The 14,590-nt window shown below is 59.4% G+C and carries 17 protein-coding genes; 11 read left to right on the top strand and 6 right to left on the bottom strand.

Annotated elements, in window-relative coordinates:
- Window positions 1-65: 65 nt before the first annotated feature.
- The gene (locus tag ACA044_RS23275) at window positions 66-674 is read left to right on the top strand and encodes a TetR/AcrR family transcriptional regulator (RefSeq protein WP_497443461.1); all 609 of its coding nucleotides are present in this window, start codon (window positions 66-68) and stop codon (window positions 672-674) included.
- A 140-nt stretch (window positions 675-814) separates the two neighbouring features.
- On the top strand, window positions 815-1,354 hold the full coding sequence (locus ACA044_RS23280) for a DUF1003 domain-containing protein (protein ID WP_497443462.1): 540 nt from the start codon (window positions 815-817) through the stop codon (window positions 1,352-1,354).
- Between the two features lie 6 nt (window positions 1,355-1,360).
- On the opposite strand, the gene ACA044_RS23285 is transcribed toward ACA044_RS23280, so the two are convergent.
- Window positions 1,361-2,302 (bottom strand): LysR family transcriptional regulator, encoded by a 942-nt coding sequence (locus tag ACA044_RS23285; protein WP_497443463.1) that lies wholly within the window; start codon window positions 2,300-2,302, stop codon window positions 1,361-1,363.
- A gap of 15 nt (window positions 2,303-2,317) precedes the next feature.
- Here ACA044_RS23285 and ACA044_RS23290 point away from each other — a divergent pair, with 15 nt between their 5' ends.
- A complete protein-coding gene (locus ACA044_RS23290; RefSeq protein WP_497443464.1) occupies window positions 2,318-3,016 on the top strand; it encodes a CTP synthase C-terminal region-related (seleno)protein in 699 nt (232 codons plus the stop codon).
- Between the two features lie 5 nt (window positions 3,017-3,021).
- Complete coding sequence (locus ACA044_RS23295; RefSeq protein ID WP_497443465.1) at window positions 3,022-3,345, top strand: antibiotic biosynthesis monooxygenase family protein; 324 nt, start codon at window positions 3,022-3,024, stop codon at window positions 3,343-3,345.
- A gap of 117 nt (window positions 3,346-3,462) precedes the next feature.
- Here the strand turns inward: ACA044_RS23295 and ACA044_RS23300 are convergent, their stop codons facing one another.
- The gene (locus ACA044_RS23300) at window positions 3,463-3,789 is read right to left on the bottom strand and encodes a DUF2025 family protein (RefSeq protein WP_497443466.1); all 327 of its coding nucleotides are present in this window, start codon (window positions 3,787-3,789) and stop codon (window positions 3,463-3,465) included.
- A 235-nt stretch (window positions 3,790-4,024) separates the two neighbouring features.
- Between ACA044_RS23300 and ACA044_RS23305 the strand changes: the two genes are divergently transcribed.
- The gene (locus ACA044_RS23305) at window positions 4,025-5,152 is read left to right on the top strand and encodes a glycerophosphodiester phosphodiesterase (RefSeq protein ID WP_497443467.1); all 1,128 of its coding nucleotides are present in this window, start codon (window positions 4,025-4,027) and stop codon (window positions 5,150-5,152) included.
- On the top strand, window positions 5,153-5,836 hold the full coding sequence (locus ACA044_RS23310) for a helix-turn-helix transcriptional regulator (RefSeq protein WP_497443468.1): 684 nt from the start codon (window positions 5,153-5,155) through the stop codon (window positions 5,834-5,836).
- 1 nt (window position 5,837) lies between these two features.
- Here the strand turns inward: ACA044_RS23310 and ACA044_RS23315 are convergent, their stop codons facing one another.
- Window positions 5,838-6,725, bottom strand: coding sequence for a sterol desaturase family protein (locus ACA044_RS23315; RefSeq protein ID WP_497443469.1), 888 nt, complete (start codon window positions 6,723-6,725; stop codon window positions 5,838-5,840).
- Window positions 6,726-6,877: 152 nt separating this feature from the next.
- Between ACA044_RS23315 and ACA044_RS23320 the strand changes: the two genes are divergently transcribed.
- On the top strand, window positions 6,878-7,183 hold the full coding sequence (locus tag ACA044_RS23320; protein WP_497443470.1) for a PepSY domain-containing protein: 306 nt from the start codon (window positions 6,878-6,880) through the stop codon (window positions 7,181-7,183).
- A 104-nt stretch (window positions 7,184-7,287) separates the two neighbouring features.
- On the opposite strand, the gene ACA044_RS23325 is transcribed toward ACA044_RS23320, so the two are convergent.
- The 3 genes from ACA044_RS23325 to ACA044_RS23335 all read right to left on the bottom strand — a co-directional run bounded on the left by ACA044_RS23325 (window position 7,288) and on the right by ACA044_RS23335 (window position 9,687).
- On the bottom strand, window positions 7,288-7,722 hold the full coding sequence (locus ACA044_RS23325) for a hypothetical protein (protein ID WP_497443471.1): 435 nt from the start codon (window positions 7,720-7,722) through the stop codon (window positions 7,288-7,290).
- A gap of 111 nt (window positions 7,723-7,833) precedes the next feature.
- A complete protein-coding gene (locus ACA044_RS23330) occupies window positions 7,834-9,459 on the bottom strand; it encodes a methyl-accepting chemotaxis protein (protein ID WP_497443472.1) in 1,626 nt (541 codons plus the stop codon).
- A gap of 66 nt (window positions 9,460-9,525) precedes the next feature.
- On the bottom strand, window positions 9,526-9,687 hold the full coding sequence (locus ACA044_RS23335) for a hypothetical protein (RefSeq protein ID WP_497443473.1): 162 nt from the start codon (window positions 9,685-9,687) through the stop codon (window positions 9,526-9,528).
- 49 nt (window positions 9,688-9,736) lie between these two features.
- Here ACA044_RS23335 and ACA044_RS23340 point away from each other — a divergent pair, with 49 nt between their 5' ends.
- The 4 genes from ACA044_RS23340 to ACA044_RS23355 all read left to right on the top strand — a co-directional run bounded on the left by ACA044_RS23340 (window position 9,737) and on the right by ACA044_RS23355 (window position 14,485).
- Window positions 9,737-10,759 (top strand): transporter, encoded by a 1,023-nt coding sequence (locus ACA044_RS23340; RefSeq protein ID WP_305448614.1) that lies wholly within the window; start codon window positions 9,737-9,739, stop codon window positions 10,757-10,759.
- Between the two features lie 278 nt (window positions 10,760-11,037).
- Window positions 11,038-12,654 carry an inorganic phosphate transporter gene (locus ACA044_RS23345; RefSeq protein ID WP_497443474.1) on the top strand — a complete coding sequence of 539 codons (1,617 nt, stop codon included), beginning with the start codon at window positions 11,038-11,040 and terminating at the stop codon, window positions 12,652-12,654.
- 245 nt (window positions 12,655-12,899) lie between these two features.
- Entirely contained in the window at window positions 12,900-13,766 is an 867-nt protein-coding gene (locus ACA044_RS23350) for a hypothetical protein (protein ID WP_497443475.1), read from the top strand.
- Entirely contained in the window at window positions 13,763-14,485 is a 723-nt protein-coding gene (locus tag ACA044_RS23355) for a TylF/MycF/NovP-related O-methyltransferase (RefSeq protein ID WP_007946102.1), read from the top strand. Before ACA044_RS23350 ends, ACA044_RS23355 begins: the two co-directional genes overlap by 4 nt.
- Window positions 14,486-14,590 lie beyond the last annotated feature (105 nt).

Raw genomic sequence — 14,590 nt, forward strand, 5'->3', positions numbered from 1 at the left:
ATCAAAGCCGATCACAAGTAAACTATCTAGTGTAATTCTCCACTTCTTCCTGCCGAAGCGTATTTATGACAGCTCTACAGCGCCTCACCGACCGTAAACGCGAAGCCATCATCCAGGCGGCGATTGCCGAATTCCGTGCCAACGGTTTCGACATCACCAGCATGGACAAGATCGCCGCTACCGCGGGCGTGTCGAAGCGCACGGTGTACAACCACTTCCCGAGCAAGGAAGAGTTGTTCGCCGAAATTCTCAATCAATTGTGGACGCGGGTGACGGCCGAACAGGAAACGGCCTACCGCCCTGACCTGCCGCTGCGCGATCAACTGCGTCTGATGTTGCAGGCGAAACTGCAAATGCTGGCCGATGATAATTTTCTCGACCTGGCGCGGGTGGCGATTGCCGCCACCATCCATTCTCCCGAGCGCGCGCAAAACATGGTCGCCCGAATGGGCGAACGCGAAGAAGGCCTGACCCTGTGGATTCGCGCCGCCCAGGCTGATGGCCGATTGAAACCGATCGCGCCTGAGTTCGCCGCGCAACAGGTCCAGGGATTGCTCAAGTCCTTTGCGTTCTGGCCACAGATTTCCATGGGCCAGCCAGGCCTTTCGCCCGAGATGCAGCACACTGTCGTGGAGTCGGCGCTGGACATGTTCCTGGCCTGTTATGAGCGCTGAATCGGGCTGCAAAAAATGACAATGTCCGCCACTTTTATCGCTGTCCGGGCGCCCTGAATAGAACATCGTAATGTGTTTCAGAATGAAACTGGCGCTGGGGCTATAGTGAGCCTCAGTCCCAGCGCCATGCAGAGAGCATCATGAGCACCCCGACCAGCGAAACCGAAACCACCGCCCCCGTCGATCACCTGCGCTTCCATCGCCCTCACGCTCACCTGGCACCCACCTTTGGTACCGACCGTTTTGCCCTGCGCGCCGAGGCCTTTGCGCGGTTCTTCGGCACGCCGATCTTTCTCGGCGCCCAGACCCTGATTGTGGTGATCTGGGTCTGCCTGAACCTGTTCGGCGTGACTCACTTCGATGTGTACCCGTTTATCCTGCTCAACCTGGCGTTCAGCCTGCAATCGGCCTATGCCGCGCCGCTGATTCTGCTGGCCCAGACGCGTCAGGCGGCGCGGGACAAAGCCCAGTCAGACGCCGATGCGCGACATCGCGAAGCCTTGGCCGTGGCCAACAGCGAACGTCAGGCCCAGGCCGCGCAAAACACCGCGCAACTGATGGAGCTGCTGGAGCAAAACACCCGGCTCACCGAAATCACCAAGACCCTGACCGAACGCATAGAAAGCCTGACATCGGAAATGCATCAACACTTCGTAGGCAAAGAGCCACCGAAGGCGTGATCCGACTCAAGGCAACTTCAGCGCCCGCCCCAACTCATCGAACAACGTCACCACCGAGCGCAACGCGCGGCAGTCCGGGCGTGTGAGCAACCACAGCGCGGTGTCGTAACCGTGCAAGGGGTCGGTCAACGGTTGCAGTCCGTCACCGATCAGGAAGTCCGGCAATGCCGCAACACCCAGCCCGGCCCGCACCAACTCGGTCACCGACAACATGCTGTTGCAGCGATAACCGGGTGTCACGCCAGGCAATTGCTGACGGCGCCAGGCGACGGTGGGGTGATCGGGCAGGAAATCGTCCGGGGCGATCCAGGTCAAGGCGGCCAGGTCGTCGGAATCGACCGATTGCAGATAGGCCGCGCTGGCACAGACCCGGTAGGAAATATCTGCCAGACGCCGGCCAACCAGATGCTCGGGCGGTGTGCGGGTCAGCCGCAAGGCGATGTCGGCATCGCGACGGCTGAGGTTGGCGAAATCGTTGGAAGTGCTGAGTTCAAGGGTCAACGCCGGGTAAGACGGCATGAACCGCGCCAGCGCCGGCAACAGCAGACTTTGCAGGACCGAATCGGTGCAGGTCAGACGCACGGTGCCGCTGACCACTTCACCACCCTGCTCCACGCCAATGCGCGCCGCCTCCAGCGCTTGTTCGGCGCGTTCAGCCTGCTCGGCCAGGGTCTGTGCCAGCGTGGTCGGCAGGTAACCGGCACGGCTCTTTTCGAACAGTTGCTGGCCCAGCGCGGCTTCCAGTCGGCGGACGGCGCGAAACACCGTCGAGACGTCGACCTTCAATAACGTCGAAGCCCTGGCCAGAGAGCCGCCGCGCACCAAGGCGAGGATCAGGGACAGGTCCGGGTAGTCCAGCCGATAGTGCATCGATGCATTAATCAATTGGGATAACGCCAATATTGATTGCGTGAACGCCAATCTATAGTGGGTGCCAGGAATCAACAAGCGTCGAGATCACTCATGGAAACCAGCGCCATCCGCATCGCCCTGATCGGCGATCACGACCCACAGGTCACCGCCCACCAAGCCATCCCCGTAGCCCTCGGCATGGCCGCCGAACACTCAGGCAAGGACATACAGTTTCAATGGCTGGCCACTGACCATATCAACGCCGATACGCCACTGGATGACTTCGATGGTTTCTGGTGCGTGCCTGCCAGCCCATACCGCGACATGGACGGTGCGTTACGGGCGATCCGTTTTGCCCGCGAGCAGCAGCGACCGTTTCTCGGCACTTGCGGCGGTTTTCAGCACGCGGTACTCGAATTCGCCCGCAATGTTTTGGACTGGAAAGATGCCGAACACGGCGAGACAGCGCCCGACGCGACGCGGGCGTTGCTCACGCCGCTGAGCTGTTCGCTGGTGGAGGCTGTCGACAGCATTCATTTGATTGAAGGCTCGTTGATCGCCAAGGCGTACGAAAGCGCTGAGATTCGCGAGGGATATCGCTGCCGTTATGGTGTGAATCCTGAATTTGAACCTGAGCTACTGAAACAACAGTTACACGCAGTTGGCCACGATTCGGCAGGGGATCTGCGGGCAGTGGAGCTAAAAGATCATCCGTTCTTTGTCGCGACGCTGTTCCAACCGGAGCGCGCCGCGCTCAAGGGCATTCTGCCGCCGTTGGTCCGGGCGTTGATCGAGGCCTGTGCGAGGTAAAAACCATGATCGCCCAGACACCTGCAACGCCTTACTACGCCGTGATTTTCACCTCGCTGCGCACCGACGGCGATCACGGTTACGAACAGGCCGCCGAACGCATGGTTGAACTGGCCCGTGAGCAACCCGGCTTCCTTGGCGTGGAATCGGCCCGGGGTGCGGATGGGCTTGGGATTACGGTGTCCTACTGGGCCAGCGAAGCGGCGATCCTGGCCTGGAAACACCACCCCGAGCACAGCGCGATTCGCGAGCGCGGGCGGTCGACCTGGTATTCGGCGTGTCATACGCGGGTGTGCAGGGTTGAGCGGGCATATTCGTTTGAGCAGTGATTGCTGCGGTGTTTTTTAAATCGCCTTCGCGGGCAAGCCTCGCTCCTACAGGAATTCAACACGACCTGTAGGAGCGAGGCTTGCTCGCGAAGAGGCCAGAACAGACACAACAAAACATCAACCCCGCACCAGACTCCTCACCGCCGTAATCTGCGGCACTTCCCGCCGGTTCATGTACACCCGCAACGGCTCGGTAATATTGATCCGGTCATCGATGTTCTGATCCAGCAGCAACTGGATCAGCTCACGCTTGAGCGTCATGGTCTGCTCAGGCCCTGGCGCCCAGACAAACTCACTGGTGGGAATGATGCCGTCATCAGCCACATCCATACCGAACGAATCCTCACTGAAACGCACGATGTAATGACCGGTCTTGCGATTAAGACCGACGAAGCCTTTGAGTTGGTCGGCGGCCTGGCAAATGAGCTGGGAAGTGATGCGCATGGTAAACCTCACAAAAGGTCGCAAAGGACCGGTGATCGATGGTTTACACGCAGGGCAAGCGAACGGGTTTCCCTCTGCCGGGGAAACGCCTCGGCCAAGAGTACTGCAATGCGCCATACAAACGCGTTGAAAAATTCTCCTTTAAACATGTTTATGTCGGTCTGGCGATAGCGCAAGCGGCGCTCAGTTGCTAAAAGATACGTCTTTGAAATCTCATCGCAAAAGGACTTCGATCATGCCTGTTACCTTTACCCAAGGCGCCCTGCTGCTGAGCCTGATGCTCGGCCTCGGCCAGGCACAGGCCGCCAGCGAGCCAAGCCCCACAGCACTGGCGACCCGTTTGGGCATTCCGCACCCGGCGGTGATCGCCCACCGCGGCGCGTCCTTCGATGCACCGGAATCCACCGCCGCGGCCTACAAACTGGCTCGCGATCTGGGTGCCGACTACCTGGAAATGGACCTGCAACGCAGCAAGGATGGCGTGCTGTTCGTCCTGCACGACAACAACCTGCAACGCACCACCGACGTCGCCACCAAATTCCCTGAACGCAAGGACAGCCCAGCCAACGAATTCACCATCGCCGAACTCAAAACCCTGGATGCCGGCAGCTGGTTCAACACCGCTTACCCGGATCGCGCGCGTCCGAGCTACGCAGGCCTGAAGATCCTGACCCTGGACGAAATCATCGACATCGCCCAAGGCAATCCGCTGCACAAGCCTGGCCTGTACATCGAAACCAAGGAGCCAAAGCAGTTTCCCGGCATCGAGCGTGATCTCAGAGACAAATTGCAAGATCGCGGCTGGCTGAGCCCGACCGTTTCCAAACTGGCGAAGAGCAATCTGGCGGTCGGCCAGGGCAAAGGCAAAGTAGTGCTGCAAACCTTTGAGAAGAGCAGCCTCGAACTGCTCGAGAAGGAAATGCCGCAAGTGCCGAAAATCCTGCTGCTGTGGGTGGGCGAAGGCAGCATCGAGCCGAAATCCAAAGTGACGTTCGCCGAGTCCGGTGACAAGGACAAAGCGACTTACTACGCCAAACAGGAACCGAAAGACAAAGCCGAATTCCAGCAATGGGTCGAGTACGCCAAGGCCCAGGGCGCTATGGGTACCGGCCCTTCAGCCGCGCTGACCAAGGGTGGCGATCAGAGCTATTCGGACCTGGTGAAACCGTGGATGAATCAGTACACCCACGATCAGGGCCTGCTTGTGCACGTCTATACCATCGACGATGCCGTGGATTATCAGAAAGTGGCGGATGCCGGCGTCGACGGCATCTTCACCAACCGCGCCAGTGAACTGCTGAAGTTTTATAAACGTCCGGCGGCGGCGAGCGTTGCGCAGTTGTTGCAGAACAACGGGTACTGAGTGACGCAAAACACCGAATGGACAGGCCGCCTGTGGTTAGGGCGTGACTATGGTCTGATCCACGCAGAGCTGGGGCGCACCGCGCCCCATGCCCATTACGCCCATCAACTGATCCTGGCCCCTGATCGACCGGTCACCGTCAGTCTCGACGGAAAGAACCAAACAGCCCATCGCCTGTTCATCCCCTCTCAAACCTGCCACGCCATTGTCGAATCGCCGGATGCGGTGTTCACGGTCTATGCCGAGCCACTGATGTTCGATGGCCAAACACTGCACAATTGCGTGTTCGACGCCGCCCTCTCTCTGGAGAACTTCGACCATGCCATTCGCTATTGCCCGCGCCGATCCCTTGGCGATCCTCGGATCGAGCGCGCCTTGTCTACCCTAGACAGTTTGCTGACGACCAAGGTGCCGGCCAGCGCATTAGCCGCCGAGGCGCACCTGTCCTTGAGTCAATTGCAACGGCTGTTCGCCAGCCAGCTCGGTCTGCCCGTGCGCAGGCTGGTGCTGTGGCGACGACTGCGTCTGTCGATGGTGCTGATCCTGGCCGGTAGCTCCGTGACCGACGCGGCGCACGAGGCCGGGTTTGCCGATTCTGCGCACTTCTCTCGGAGCCTGAAAAAGCTCTTCGGCGTGACCGCTCGCCAAGCGTTGCATCACATCGATCTACGTCTGCTGGCTTGATTCAGCGCCGCAACGGCTCAGGTACTGCGGGCTCTTTGCTCAACGACACCGGCCCGAACGGGTCCCGCAATTGCGCCATGTAGTCGCGAGGGAAGTCTGGACGGCTGCCGATGCCCAGGTCGCCCTGACGGATTTCATAACCCGCTGTGTAAAACCCGGTCCCCAGAAGCCAGTCCCACAGGTTGAAGAACAAGGCGAAGTTCACGTCGCCGGCCCGCCCATATTTCATGTAATGAAAGCGATGCACCGGCGCCCAGGCGAATATCCAGCGCAAGTACCCCAGCTGCATATCGACATTGGAATGTTGCAGCAGCAACTGGATGGCGATGACAAATACCAGCAGTGCCGCCACGTCCAGCGGGATGCCCAGCAGCAACAACGGCAACAGCCCCGCAGAGGCTTCAATGGCTTGATGCAACGGATGTTTCATCAAGCCATTGAAGCCGTACAGCCGTTGAACGCTGTGATGCACCGCATGCAGACGCCACAACCACTGCACGCGGTGACTGGCGTAGTGCATCAGGCTGAAACCGGCGTCGGCGATGAAAATCGCCAGCGCCAGTTGCGACCACAGCGGCCAGTCCCTTGGCCATGCGCCATCGAATGACAGCAGCGCCACCAGGCCCGGTAACGCCAGCAGTCCGAGGGTGTTCAACGCCTCGTTGACCAGCGCGTGAACAATGTCACGGGCGCGATCACCGGCCGAGCGATTCCAGCACGCCTCATAGGGTAAAGCCCATTCGGCCAGAAACGACACGGTCAGGGCTGCGAGAAACACCGGCAACAGCCATCCCACCCATAATCCGGTAACGCCCATTAACCAAAGACCGGCCCCAATGAATCCGCCCCAGAACACTGGCGCATAGATCCGCGCAAAGATGTATTTCATCGCCACCTCCATTGATCGAGGTCGCAGCATGAAAGGTTTCCGGAGTGACGGAATTGAACAAACGGCGCAATCGAAGCCCGTTTTTAAGGGTGAATTAAGTTGCGCGAGCTAACCTGATCCCACTTAAACAGCTCACCCAAGGAAAGAACTTCATGAAAACCTTAACTGCCCTGTTCACCGCTGCTGCCCTGACCCTCACCGCTGGCCTGGCCCAGGCTGACATTCGTGTCGACCAAATCCCTGAGTTGGTCAAAAGTGGCAAGATCAAACCACTGGAAGAAATGAATCAGGCCGCACTGAAGTTACACCCGGGTGCCACGATTACCGATACCGACCTGGACAACCACTTCAATGGTTACGAATATGAAGTCGAGCTGCGTCTGGCTGACGGTACCGAGTGGGACGTGGACTTCGATGCCACTACCGGCAAGGTTCTGAGCAACAAACAAGACACGTGATTCAACTACAAAAAAGCCGCACGATCTTCGGATCGTGCGGCTTTTTTGCATTCGGCGTCAGGCAAATCGAGCGAGCAACAGGGCTTCAGCTTACCCTCACGGACTTAAGCGGTGGTGCTGACCACCGACCCCGACGTACTGCCCCCCTCATCCTGCAACACCTGCATCAACGCCGCCGTCGCCGTCTGCAACGAAGCCGAAGTGGCCGCAATCTGCGACTGAGCCGCCGCGACGTTCGCCGCTTTGGCTTCGGCGCTTTCCTGCTTGGCCTGGGCCGCTTGCAGTTGTTGCTGTTGTTCCTGCAATTGCTTTTGCAGCTCGGCGATCTGCTTGCGCAGGGCTTTCACCGTATCGGATTCTGTGCTGCTGGAACTGCCGCCACCTGAGGCAGGCGCACCGCCAGCGGAAACCTTGGTGGTGTCGCTGGAGGCCTCAGCCGTCGCTGCGACTGAGGTATCTTCAGTGCTGCCGCTGATCGCGACCTGGCTTGAAGAGGTCGACAGGGTCTGGTTGATCGAAACGGAGCTGATGCTGACCATGGGATTTATCCAATATGGAGTTTGGGTAAATCTGTCATCGACAGGCGCGACATAAACTTGAGAGGTACTGTGTACCGGTTTGGTAAGCCAATTGGTACACAACCCATTTCACTAGGCGCTCAACCGCGCCGTCACTTCATTCAACTGCCCCGACAATCCATGCAGATTGTGGCTGGCCGCTTCAGTACGCTGCACGTTGTCCAGGTTGGTACTGGCGATGCTGGTAATTTCGGTGAGGTTGCGCGAGATGTCTTCGGCCACGGAGGTCTGCTCTTCGGCGGCGGTGGCGATCTGGCGGTTCATGTCGCGAATGGCTTCCACGGCATGGGTGATGCGCTCGAGCATGGCGCCGGCCTGGGTCACTTGTTCGACGCTTTCTTCACTGCGCGACTGGCCGCTTTCAATCGCTTGGGCCGCGTCCACTGCACCGGTTTGCACGGTTTGAATGATCTGGTTGATCTCGATGATCGACGCAGCCGTGCGCTGGGCCAGGCTGCGTACTTCATCGGCGACCACCGCAAAACCGCGCCCGGCTTCACCGGCACGGGCCGCTTCGATCGCCGCGTTGAGTGCCAGCAGGTTGGTTTGCTCGGCGATGCCGCGAATCACTTCCAGCACTTTGCCGATGCGCCCACTGTCTTCTTCCAGACGACGGATGACCGTGGCGGTGTTGGCGATTTCGCCGCGCATTTGGGTGATGGTATGAATGGTGCCCTGCATGACTTTTTCGCCCTGTTGAGCGGACTGATCCGCTTCGTCAGCCGCACGCGCGGCGTCTGCCGCGTGGCGCGCGACCTCTTGCGCGGTGGCGGACATTTCATTCATCGCCGTGGCCACCTGATCGGTGCGGTTGAACTGCTCGTTGGTGCCGCTGGCCATGAGGCCGGCAATCGAATTCAGCTCGCTGCTGGCGCTGTTCAGATCCGTCGCACTGCGCTGCAAACGGTTGAAGGTTTCAGCGAGAAAATCGCGCAAGGTGTTGGCGGCCTTGGCCAGGTTGCCCAACTCGTCCTGACGGGTGCTGGCCACGCGCTCGGCGAACCGACCCTGGCTGAGTTGCGCCACATAATCGATCAGTTTGCGAATCGGTTCCACCAGGTTGCGGTTGACCAGCCACAGACTCAACAAGCCAATCAGCAGACCCGACACCAGCATCACCACGATCCCCAACAACACCGTCTGATCGGCGCTGGCACTGATCAGCTTCGATTGCTCGGTGCTTTGCTTGCGCAGTTCGCTGACCAATTCATTCATCTGTTCGCTGGCGGCACGGTCCACGCCCTTGACCGCGTTGTCGCCGGCCGCGGGATCAGCACCGGCAGCGACGTAGGCATCACGGCCCTTCTGATAGGCCGCACCTAATACACGATGCTCTTCACGCAGGCGTTCAATGCGAGTCTTGAGTTGCGGCTCGATGCCCTTCTGCCCGGCCAGCTCACTCAGGATGCCCTGCACGTCGCGCTGACCGTCCTCGAACTGCTTCCAGTATTTGTCCAGGTTCGCAGGTTCCTTGCCGCGTAGCAGAACGTTTTTCCACTCCTGAACCTGCACCTTGAATTGCAGGTTGGCTTCATCGATCAATTGCGAGGTGCGCAACGGACCTTCGATCAGATTCGCGTAGTTCTGAACGCCGTTGGACAGAAAGTGAAAGCAGGCCAAAGCGATCAGCAACATCGCCAACAGGCTGCCGCTCAACAGGGCGAGGATTTGCGCTCTCAGGGATTTTTGCAAAAACATCGAGTGATACCTCATGGCAGGGATAAGGCACGCCCAAGTGGCGCGCAAGATGTCCGGACATCCCTGTCAGCGACGCTGGTTCACGACCAGAATCGGAAGATCGACATCAGCAACATCGGCGTGCCAGAGCCATTCTTTAGCCCTTCCGACCACCGGTATGGAGGCGGTTTTCCGGCGCCATTCAACTGTCACAAAACCTTCAAAATACGTTGCGATGATGGGGCTCAAGTGAACCTGTAAAACCCGCGACAGGCGCCTCCCCCCGCAGCGAGACCTCATGAACCACAGCATTGACCAACGCCATCGCGATTCCGACCTGTTCGGCCTGCTTTACGGTTTCAGTTTTCGCCCCGGCGAGCGCGGCCGGGAGATCGATTCGGCCAAGGCGCTGCACTGCCTGCAACAACCGGACGACAGTGACGAATTTCTCTGGCTGCACCTGAACCTGGCCCATGCTGCGTGCGAGCGCTGGATGAAAAGCCATCTGGCATTGCCCGACGAGTTTTTCGAAGCGCTGCACGAAGGTTCCCGTTCGACGCGCATCGAGCATGTCGATTCGGCCTTGTTGGCAGTGGTCAACGACGTGGTGTTCAACCTCAGCAGTATGGTCTCTTCGGATGTTTCGACACTGTGGGTCTGTGCCCGCAGCCGGCTGATCATCAGCGCGCGGCTGCAACCGCTGCACTCGGTGGACAAGCTGCGTTCTTCGGTGAAGGCCGGTGAATGCTTTCGCTCACCGCTGGAACTGCTGGTGCATTTGCTGCGCGATCAGGGCGAAGTGCTGACGCAGATCGTGCGCAAGACCAGCCTCAGTGTCGATCAGATCGAAGATGAGTTGCTGTCTTCGCGCCTGTCCACCAACCGCGCCGAACTGGGCGCCAACCGTCGGGTGCTGGTGCGCCTGCAACGGTTGCTGGCGCTGGAGCCGGGCTCGTTGCTGCGCCTGCTCAATCGCCCACCGCAATGGTTGCAGAAGGAGGACGTCAAGGAACTGCGTAAATCCACCGAGGAGTTTGCGCTGATCATCAACGACCTCACGGCCCTCGGTGAACGGATCAAGCTATTGCAGGAAGAAATCGCCGCCAACCTCAACGAACAGAGCAACCGCACGCTGTTCACCCTGACCGTGGTCACGGTGCTGGCGCTGCCGATCAACATCATCGCCGGTTTCTTCGGTATGAACGTCGGCGGGGTGCCGCTTGCCGGTGATCCGGAGGGGTTCTGGATTCTGGTGGCGCTGGTCGCGACGTTTACCCTGATTGCCGGACGCTGGGCGTTTCGCAAGCGGCAGGATTATTGAATCCTTCGGCCCTACCGATACATTGTGGCGAGGGAGCTTGCTCCCGCTGGGTTGCGAAGCAACCCCAAATCCTGCAAACCGGTTTATTCAGACAAAACGCGGTTGCCTATTTGACGACTGCTTCGCAGCCGAACGGGAGCAAGCTCCCTCGCCACAGATGTTTGTCTGCTTTAGCATCCGGCATCGCAAAAAAACCAAACACTGACCCAGCGCAGCCTCTCTGTAACATTTGGCAACGATCATGACCGATACTCCTTCTCGGCTCAGGATTATCCGGCATGGCTACGCCTTCCTTCACCTCCACTGCCCAGGCTCCCGCCAGCAGCGCCAGGCCGCAGCTCGATAAAAAACCCGGCCTGCTCACCTTTGTGGTGTTCTTTGCAGTACTGGGCAGCGGGCTGTTGTTCACCGCCTACAGCCTGATGCACGACATGAGCGAGCTTGGCACGGTGGTCACCACCTGGACGCCGTTTCTGCTGTTGGGCGTCGCACTGTTGATTGCCTTGGGTTTTGAGTTCGTCAACGGTTTCCACGACACCGCCAACGCCGTAGCGACGGTGATCTACACCAACTCCCTGCCGCCGAACTTCGCCGTGGCCTGGTCCGGGTTCTTCAACTTTCTGGGGGTGTTGCTGTCGAGCGGCGCGGTGGCATTCGGCATCATCGCCCTGTTGCCGGTGGAGCTGATTCTGCAAGTCGGTTCCTCCGCCGGTTTCGCGATGATCTTCGCCCTGTTGATCGCCGCGATCCTGTGGAACCTCGGCACCTGGTGGCTGGGTTTGCCGGCCTCTTCATCGCACACCCTGATCGGCTCGATCATTGGCGTCGGCGTGGCCAATGCCTTGATGCACGGCCGCGACGGCACCAGCGGCGTGGATTGGGCCCAAGCGACCAAGGTCGGTTACGCGTTGCTGCTGTCGCCGCTGATCGGCTTCGCCTTTGCCGCGCTGTTGCTGCTGGCGTTGCGCGCCTTCGTCAAAAATCGCGCGTTGTACAAGGCGCCTAAGGGCCACACCCCGCCACCCTGGTGGATTCGCGGCATGTTGATTCTGACCTGCACCGGTGTGTCCTTCGCCCACGGTTCCAACGACGGCCAGAAAGGCATGGGCCTGATCATGCTGATCCTGGTGGGCACCTTGCCGATGGCGTATGCGCTGAACCGCACCATGCCGGCGGATCAGGCCTTGCAGTTCGCTGCTGTAGCGGAAGTCACCCAGCAAGCGCTGATGAAAAACTCGCCGCTGCCGGCGCCCGCCGATCCGCGCCCGGTGCTGACCGATTACATGCGCAGCAAGGAAGCCACGCCGCAATTGATCCCCGCCCTCGCCGCACTGGCGGGCCACATCGGGAACGAAGTGAAGGGATACGGCTCGCTGTCGAAAGTCCCGGCCGAAGCGATGGGCAACGTGCGCAACGACATGTACCTGACCAGCGAAACCATTCGCCTGATGGACAAGAACAAGGTCGGCAACTTCGACGCCGACACCACCGGCAAGCTGCAACTGTTCAAGCAACAGATCGACAACGCCACACGGTTCATTCCGCTGTGGGTGAAGATCGCGGTGGCCATTGCCCTGGGGCTGGGCACCATGGTCGGCTGGAAACGCATAGTGGTAACGGTCGGCGAGAAAATCGGCAAGACGCACCTGACCTACGCCCAGGGAGCCTCGGCGGAAACCGTGGCCATGCTGACCATCGGCGCTGCCGACATGTTTGGCCTGCCGGTGTCGACTACCCATGTGTTGTCTTCGGGGGTGGCCGGGACCATGGTCGCCAACGGTGGCGGTTTGCAGATGAAGACCATCCGCAACCTGCTGATGGCCTGGGTACTGACCTTGCCAGCGGCAATTGTGTTGTCGGGCAGTTTGTACTGGCTGTTCACCAAACTGTTCTGACCCCACAGGACCTGTAGGAGCGAGGCTTGCCCGCGAAGAATGCACTGCGGTTTACCCGAATGACCGCATTATCGTTCTTCGCGGGCAAGCCTCGCTCCTACAGGGATTGTTTTTGCCCGGCGAAAGCATTTCGTCGCAAACTCAGAGGATTGCGCGTCTATTGATTCACCACCCACCGGATTGCACTTCAGTTTGCTAACGTCTGGCCGACTCATAAGAGACTCGATGTATTCAGGAGGGGAACCGTGAATCTGTATATCAATCAGCTTCAGCACAAAGCTGACTTTAAAGAAGCCATCTACGCCGGCGACATCTTCCTGAACACTCAGCTGCGCGCCGCCAAAGAGCTGTGTGCGTTCGCCCAGGAAAGCATCACCGCCGCCTTCGACGGCGAGACCAATCACCAGGCGCTGCACACACTGATGCCGGTGGAAGAATTCGTGGTACTGGTGACGCGCCTCAAAGGCCAGTTCACCAACAGCCAGCGCGCCAAGGACTTGATCCTGTCGTTTATCGACGAGATCGGTGTCGACCCGCGTGAGTACATTTTCGACGTGCCGCGTATTCGCGTGGTGCCGAACTATGACTACCTGCACGCCGGTGTCAGCTACGCCTACAAGCCTCATCGCGACACGTGGTACGGCAGCGTCGATTGCCAGATCAACACCTGGATGCCGGTGCATACCATTCGCCCCGACCAGACCATGATGATCAACCCCGGTTACTTCGACGTGCCGGTGAAAAACACCTCCAGCGAATGGAGCCTCAACGACTGGATCAACAACCAGCGGCATAAGGCCAAGGACAACCTCAAAGAGGAAGTCCGCATGCACCCGGTGCCGCTGGAGGCGATCAACACCGCGTCTGAAGTGCGCATCGCCGGCAATACCGGCGAGATGCTGATCTTCTCCGGCTCGCATCTGCACGGCACGGTCGCCAATCACACCGAACAAACCCGCTTCAGCGTGGACTTCCGCCTGATGCACCTCGACGACCTCAAGCACAAGCGCGGCGCGATCAACGTCGACAGCGCCTGCCCTGACGTCGGCGCCGGTTTCAAAGACTATTTCCACGCCCACGACTTTTCGAATTTCCAAGGAATCGACCAATGACCAAGCGTCGCATCACGCCTGCCGAGGCCCAGTACAACGAAACCCGTGCCAACGTCCTGAAACGGGTCGATGCCGAGTATGTGGCCGACGCGCCGTTCGTCTTCGCCAACCGTATCGGCGTGACCGCTGCCCTGTCGCGCATGGAGCTGTTCAAGAAGGTTGCCGAAGTGCCGGGTGCGATCATCGAGTGCGGCGTGTACAAGGGCAACTCGCTGATGCTCTATATGCACCTGTCGATGATTCTGGAGCCGTACGCGATCAACCGTTCGATCATTGGCTTCGACACGTTCGAAGGCTTCCAGAGCATCGACAAGAAAGAAGACCCGGCAGACGTCAACGAGACGATGTTCTCCGACACCGACCAGTCGCTGATCCAGGACATGATCGACGCCAACGACCTGCTGCGCCCGGTCAACCGTATTCCGCGTTGCGAGCTGGTCAAGGGTGACATCGTCAAGACCGTGCCGGAGTGGGTCAAGACTCGTCCAGACCTGGTGGTGGCGATGCTGATCCTCGACACCGACCTGTACGAATCGACCAAAGTCGCGCTGGAAACCTTCCTGCCGTACATGCCAAAAGGCGCGATTGTGGTGCTCGACGAAGTCGCTTACCGCAACTTCCCTGGCGAAACCAAAGCCCTGCGCGAAGTGCTCGACCTGAACAAGATCGAACTCAAACGCCTGCCGTTCGATTCGTGCGTGGGCTACTTCCACGTCTAACACATAACCCGCCCCCGTAGGAGCGAGGCTTGCCCGCGAAGAACGATAACGCGGTCATTCGGTTAAACCGCGGTGTCTTCTTCGCGGGCAAGCCTCGCTCCTACA

Source organism: Pseudomonas sp. LBUM1673, from assembly GCF_059695645.1.

Excerpts from the sequence above, each read along its gene's own strand:
- ACA044_RS23305 (WP_497443467.1), top strand. The coding sequence starts at position 4,025 with ATGCCTGTTACCTTTACCCAAGGCGCCCTGCTGCTGAGCCTGATGCTC.
- ACA044_RS23320 (WP_497443470.1), top strand. The coding sequence starts at position 6,878 with ATGAAAACCTTAACTGCCCTGTTCACCGCTGCTGCCCTGACCCTCACC.
- ACA044_RS23295 (WP_497443465.1), top strand. The coding sequence starts at position 3,022 with ATGATCGCCCAGACACCTGCAACGCCTTACTACGCCGTGATTTTCACC.
- ACA044_RS23340 (WP_305448614.1), top strand. The coding sequence starts at position 9,737 with ATGAACCACAGCATTGACCAACGCCATCGCGATTCCGACCTGTTCGGC.
- ACA044_RS23330 (WP_497443472.1), bottom strand. The coding sequence starts at position 9,459 with ATGTTTTTGCAAAAATCCCTGAGAGCGCAAATCCTCGCCCTGTTGAGC.
- ACA044_RS23290 (WP_497443464.1), top strand. The coding sequence starts at position 2,318 with ATGGAAACCAGCGCCATCCGCATCGCCCTGATCGGCGATCACGACCCA.
- ACA044_RS23345 (WP_497443474.1), top strand. The coding sequence starts at position 11,038 with ATGGCTACGCCTTCCTTCACCTCCACTGCCCAGGCTCCCGCCAGCAGC.
- ACA044_RS23275 (WP_497443461.1), top strand. The coding sequence starts at position 66 with ATGACAGCTCTACAGCGCCTCACCGACCGTAAACGCGAAGCCATCATC.
- ACA044_RS23355 (WP_007946102.1), top strand. The coding sequence starts at position 13,763 with ATGACCAAGCGTCGCATCACGCCTGCCGAGGCCCAGTACAACGAAACC.
- ACA044_RS23280 (WP_497443462.1), top strand. The coding sequence starts at position 815 with ATGAGCACCCCGACCAGCGAAACCGAAACCACCGCCCCCGTCGATCAC.
- ACA044_RS23315 (WP_497443469.1), bottom strand. The coding sequence starts at position 6,725 with ATGAAATACATCTTTGCGCGGATCTATGCGCCAGTGTTCTGGGGCGGA.
- ACA044_RS23300 (WP_497443466.1), bottom strand. The coding sequence starts at position 3,789 with ATGCGCATCACTTCCCAGCTCATTTGCCAGGCCGCCGACCAACTCAAA.
- ACA044_RS23325 (WP_497443471.1), bottom strand. The coding sequence starts at position 7,722 with ATGGTCAGCATCAGCTCCGTTTCGATCAACCAGACCCTGTCGACCTCT.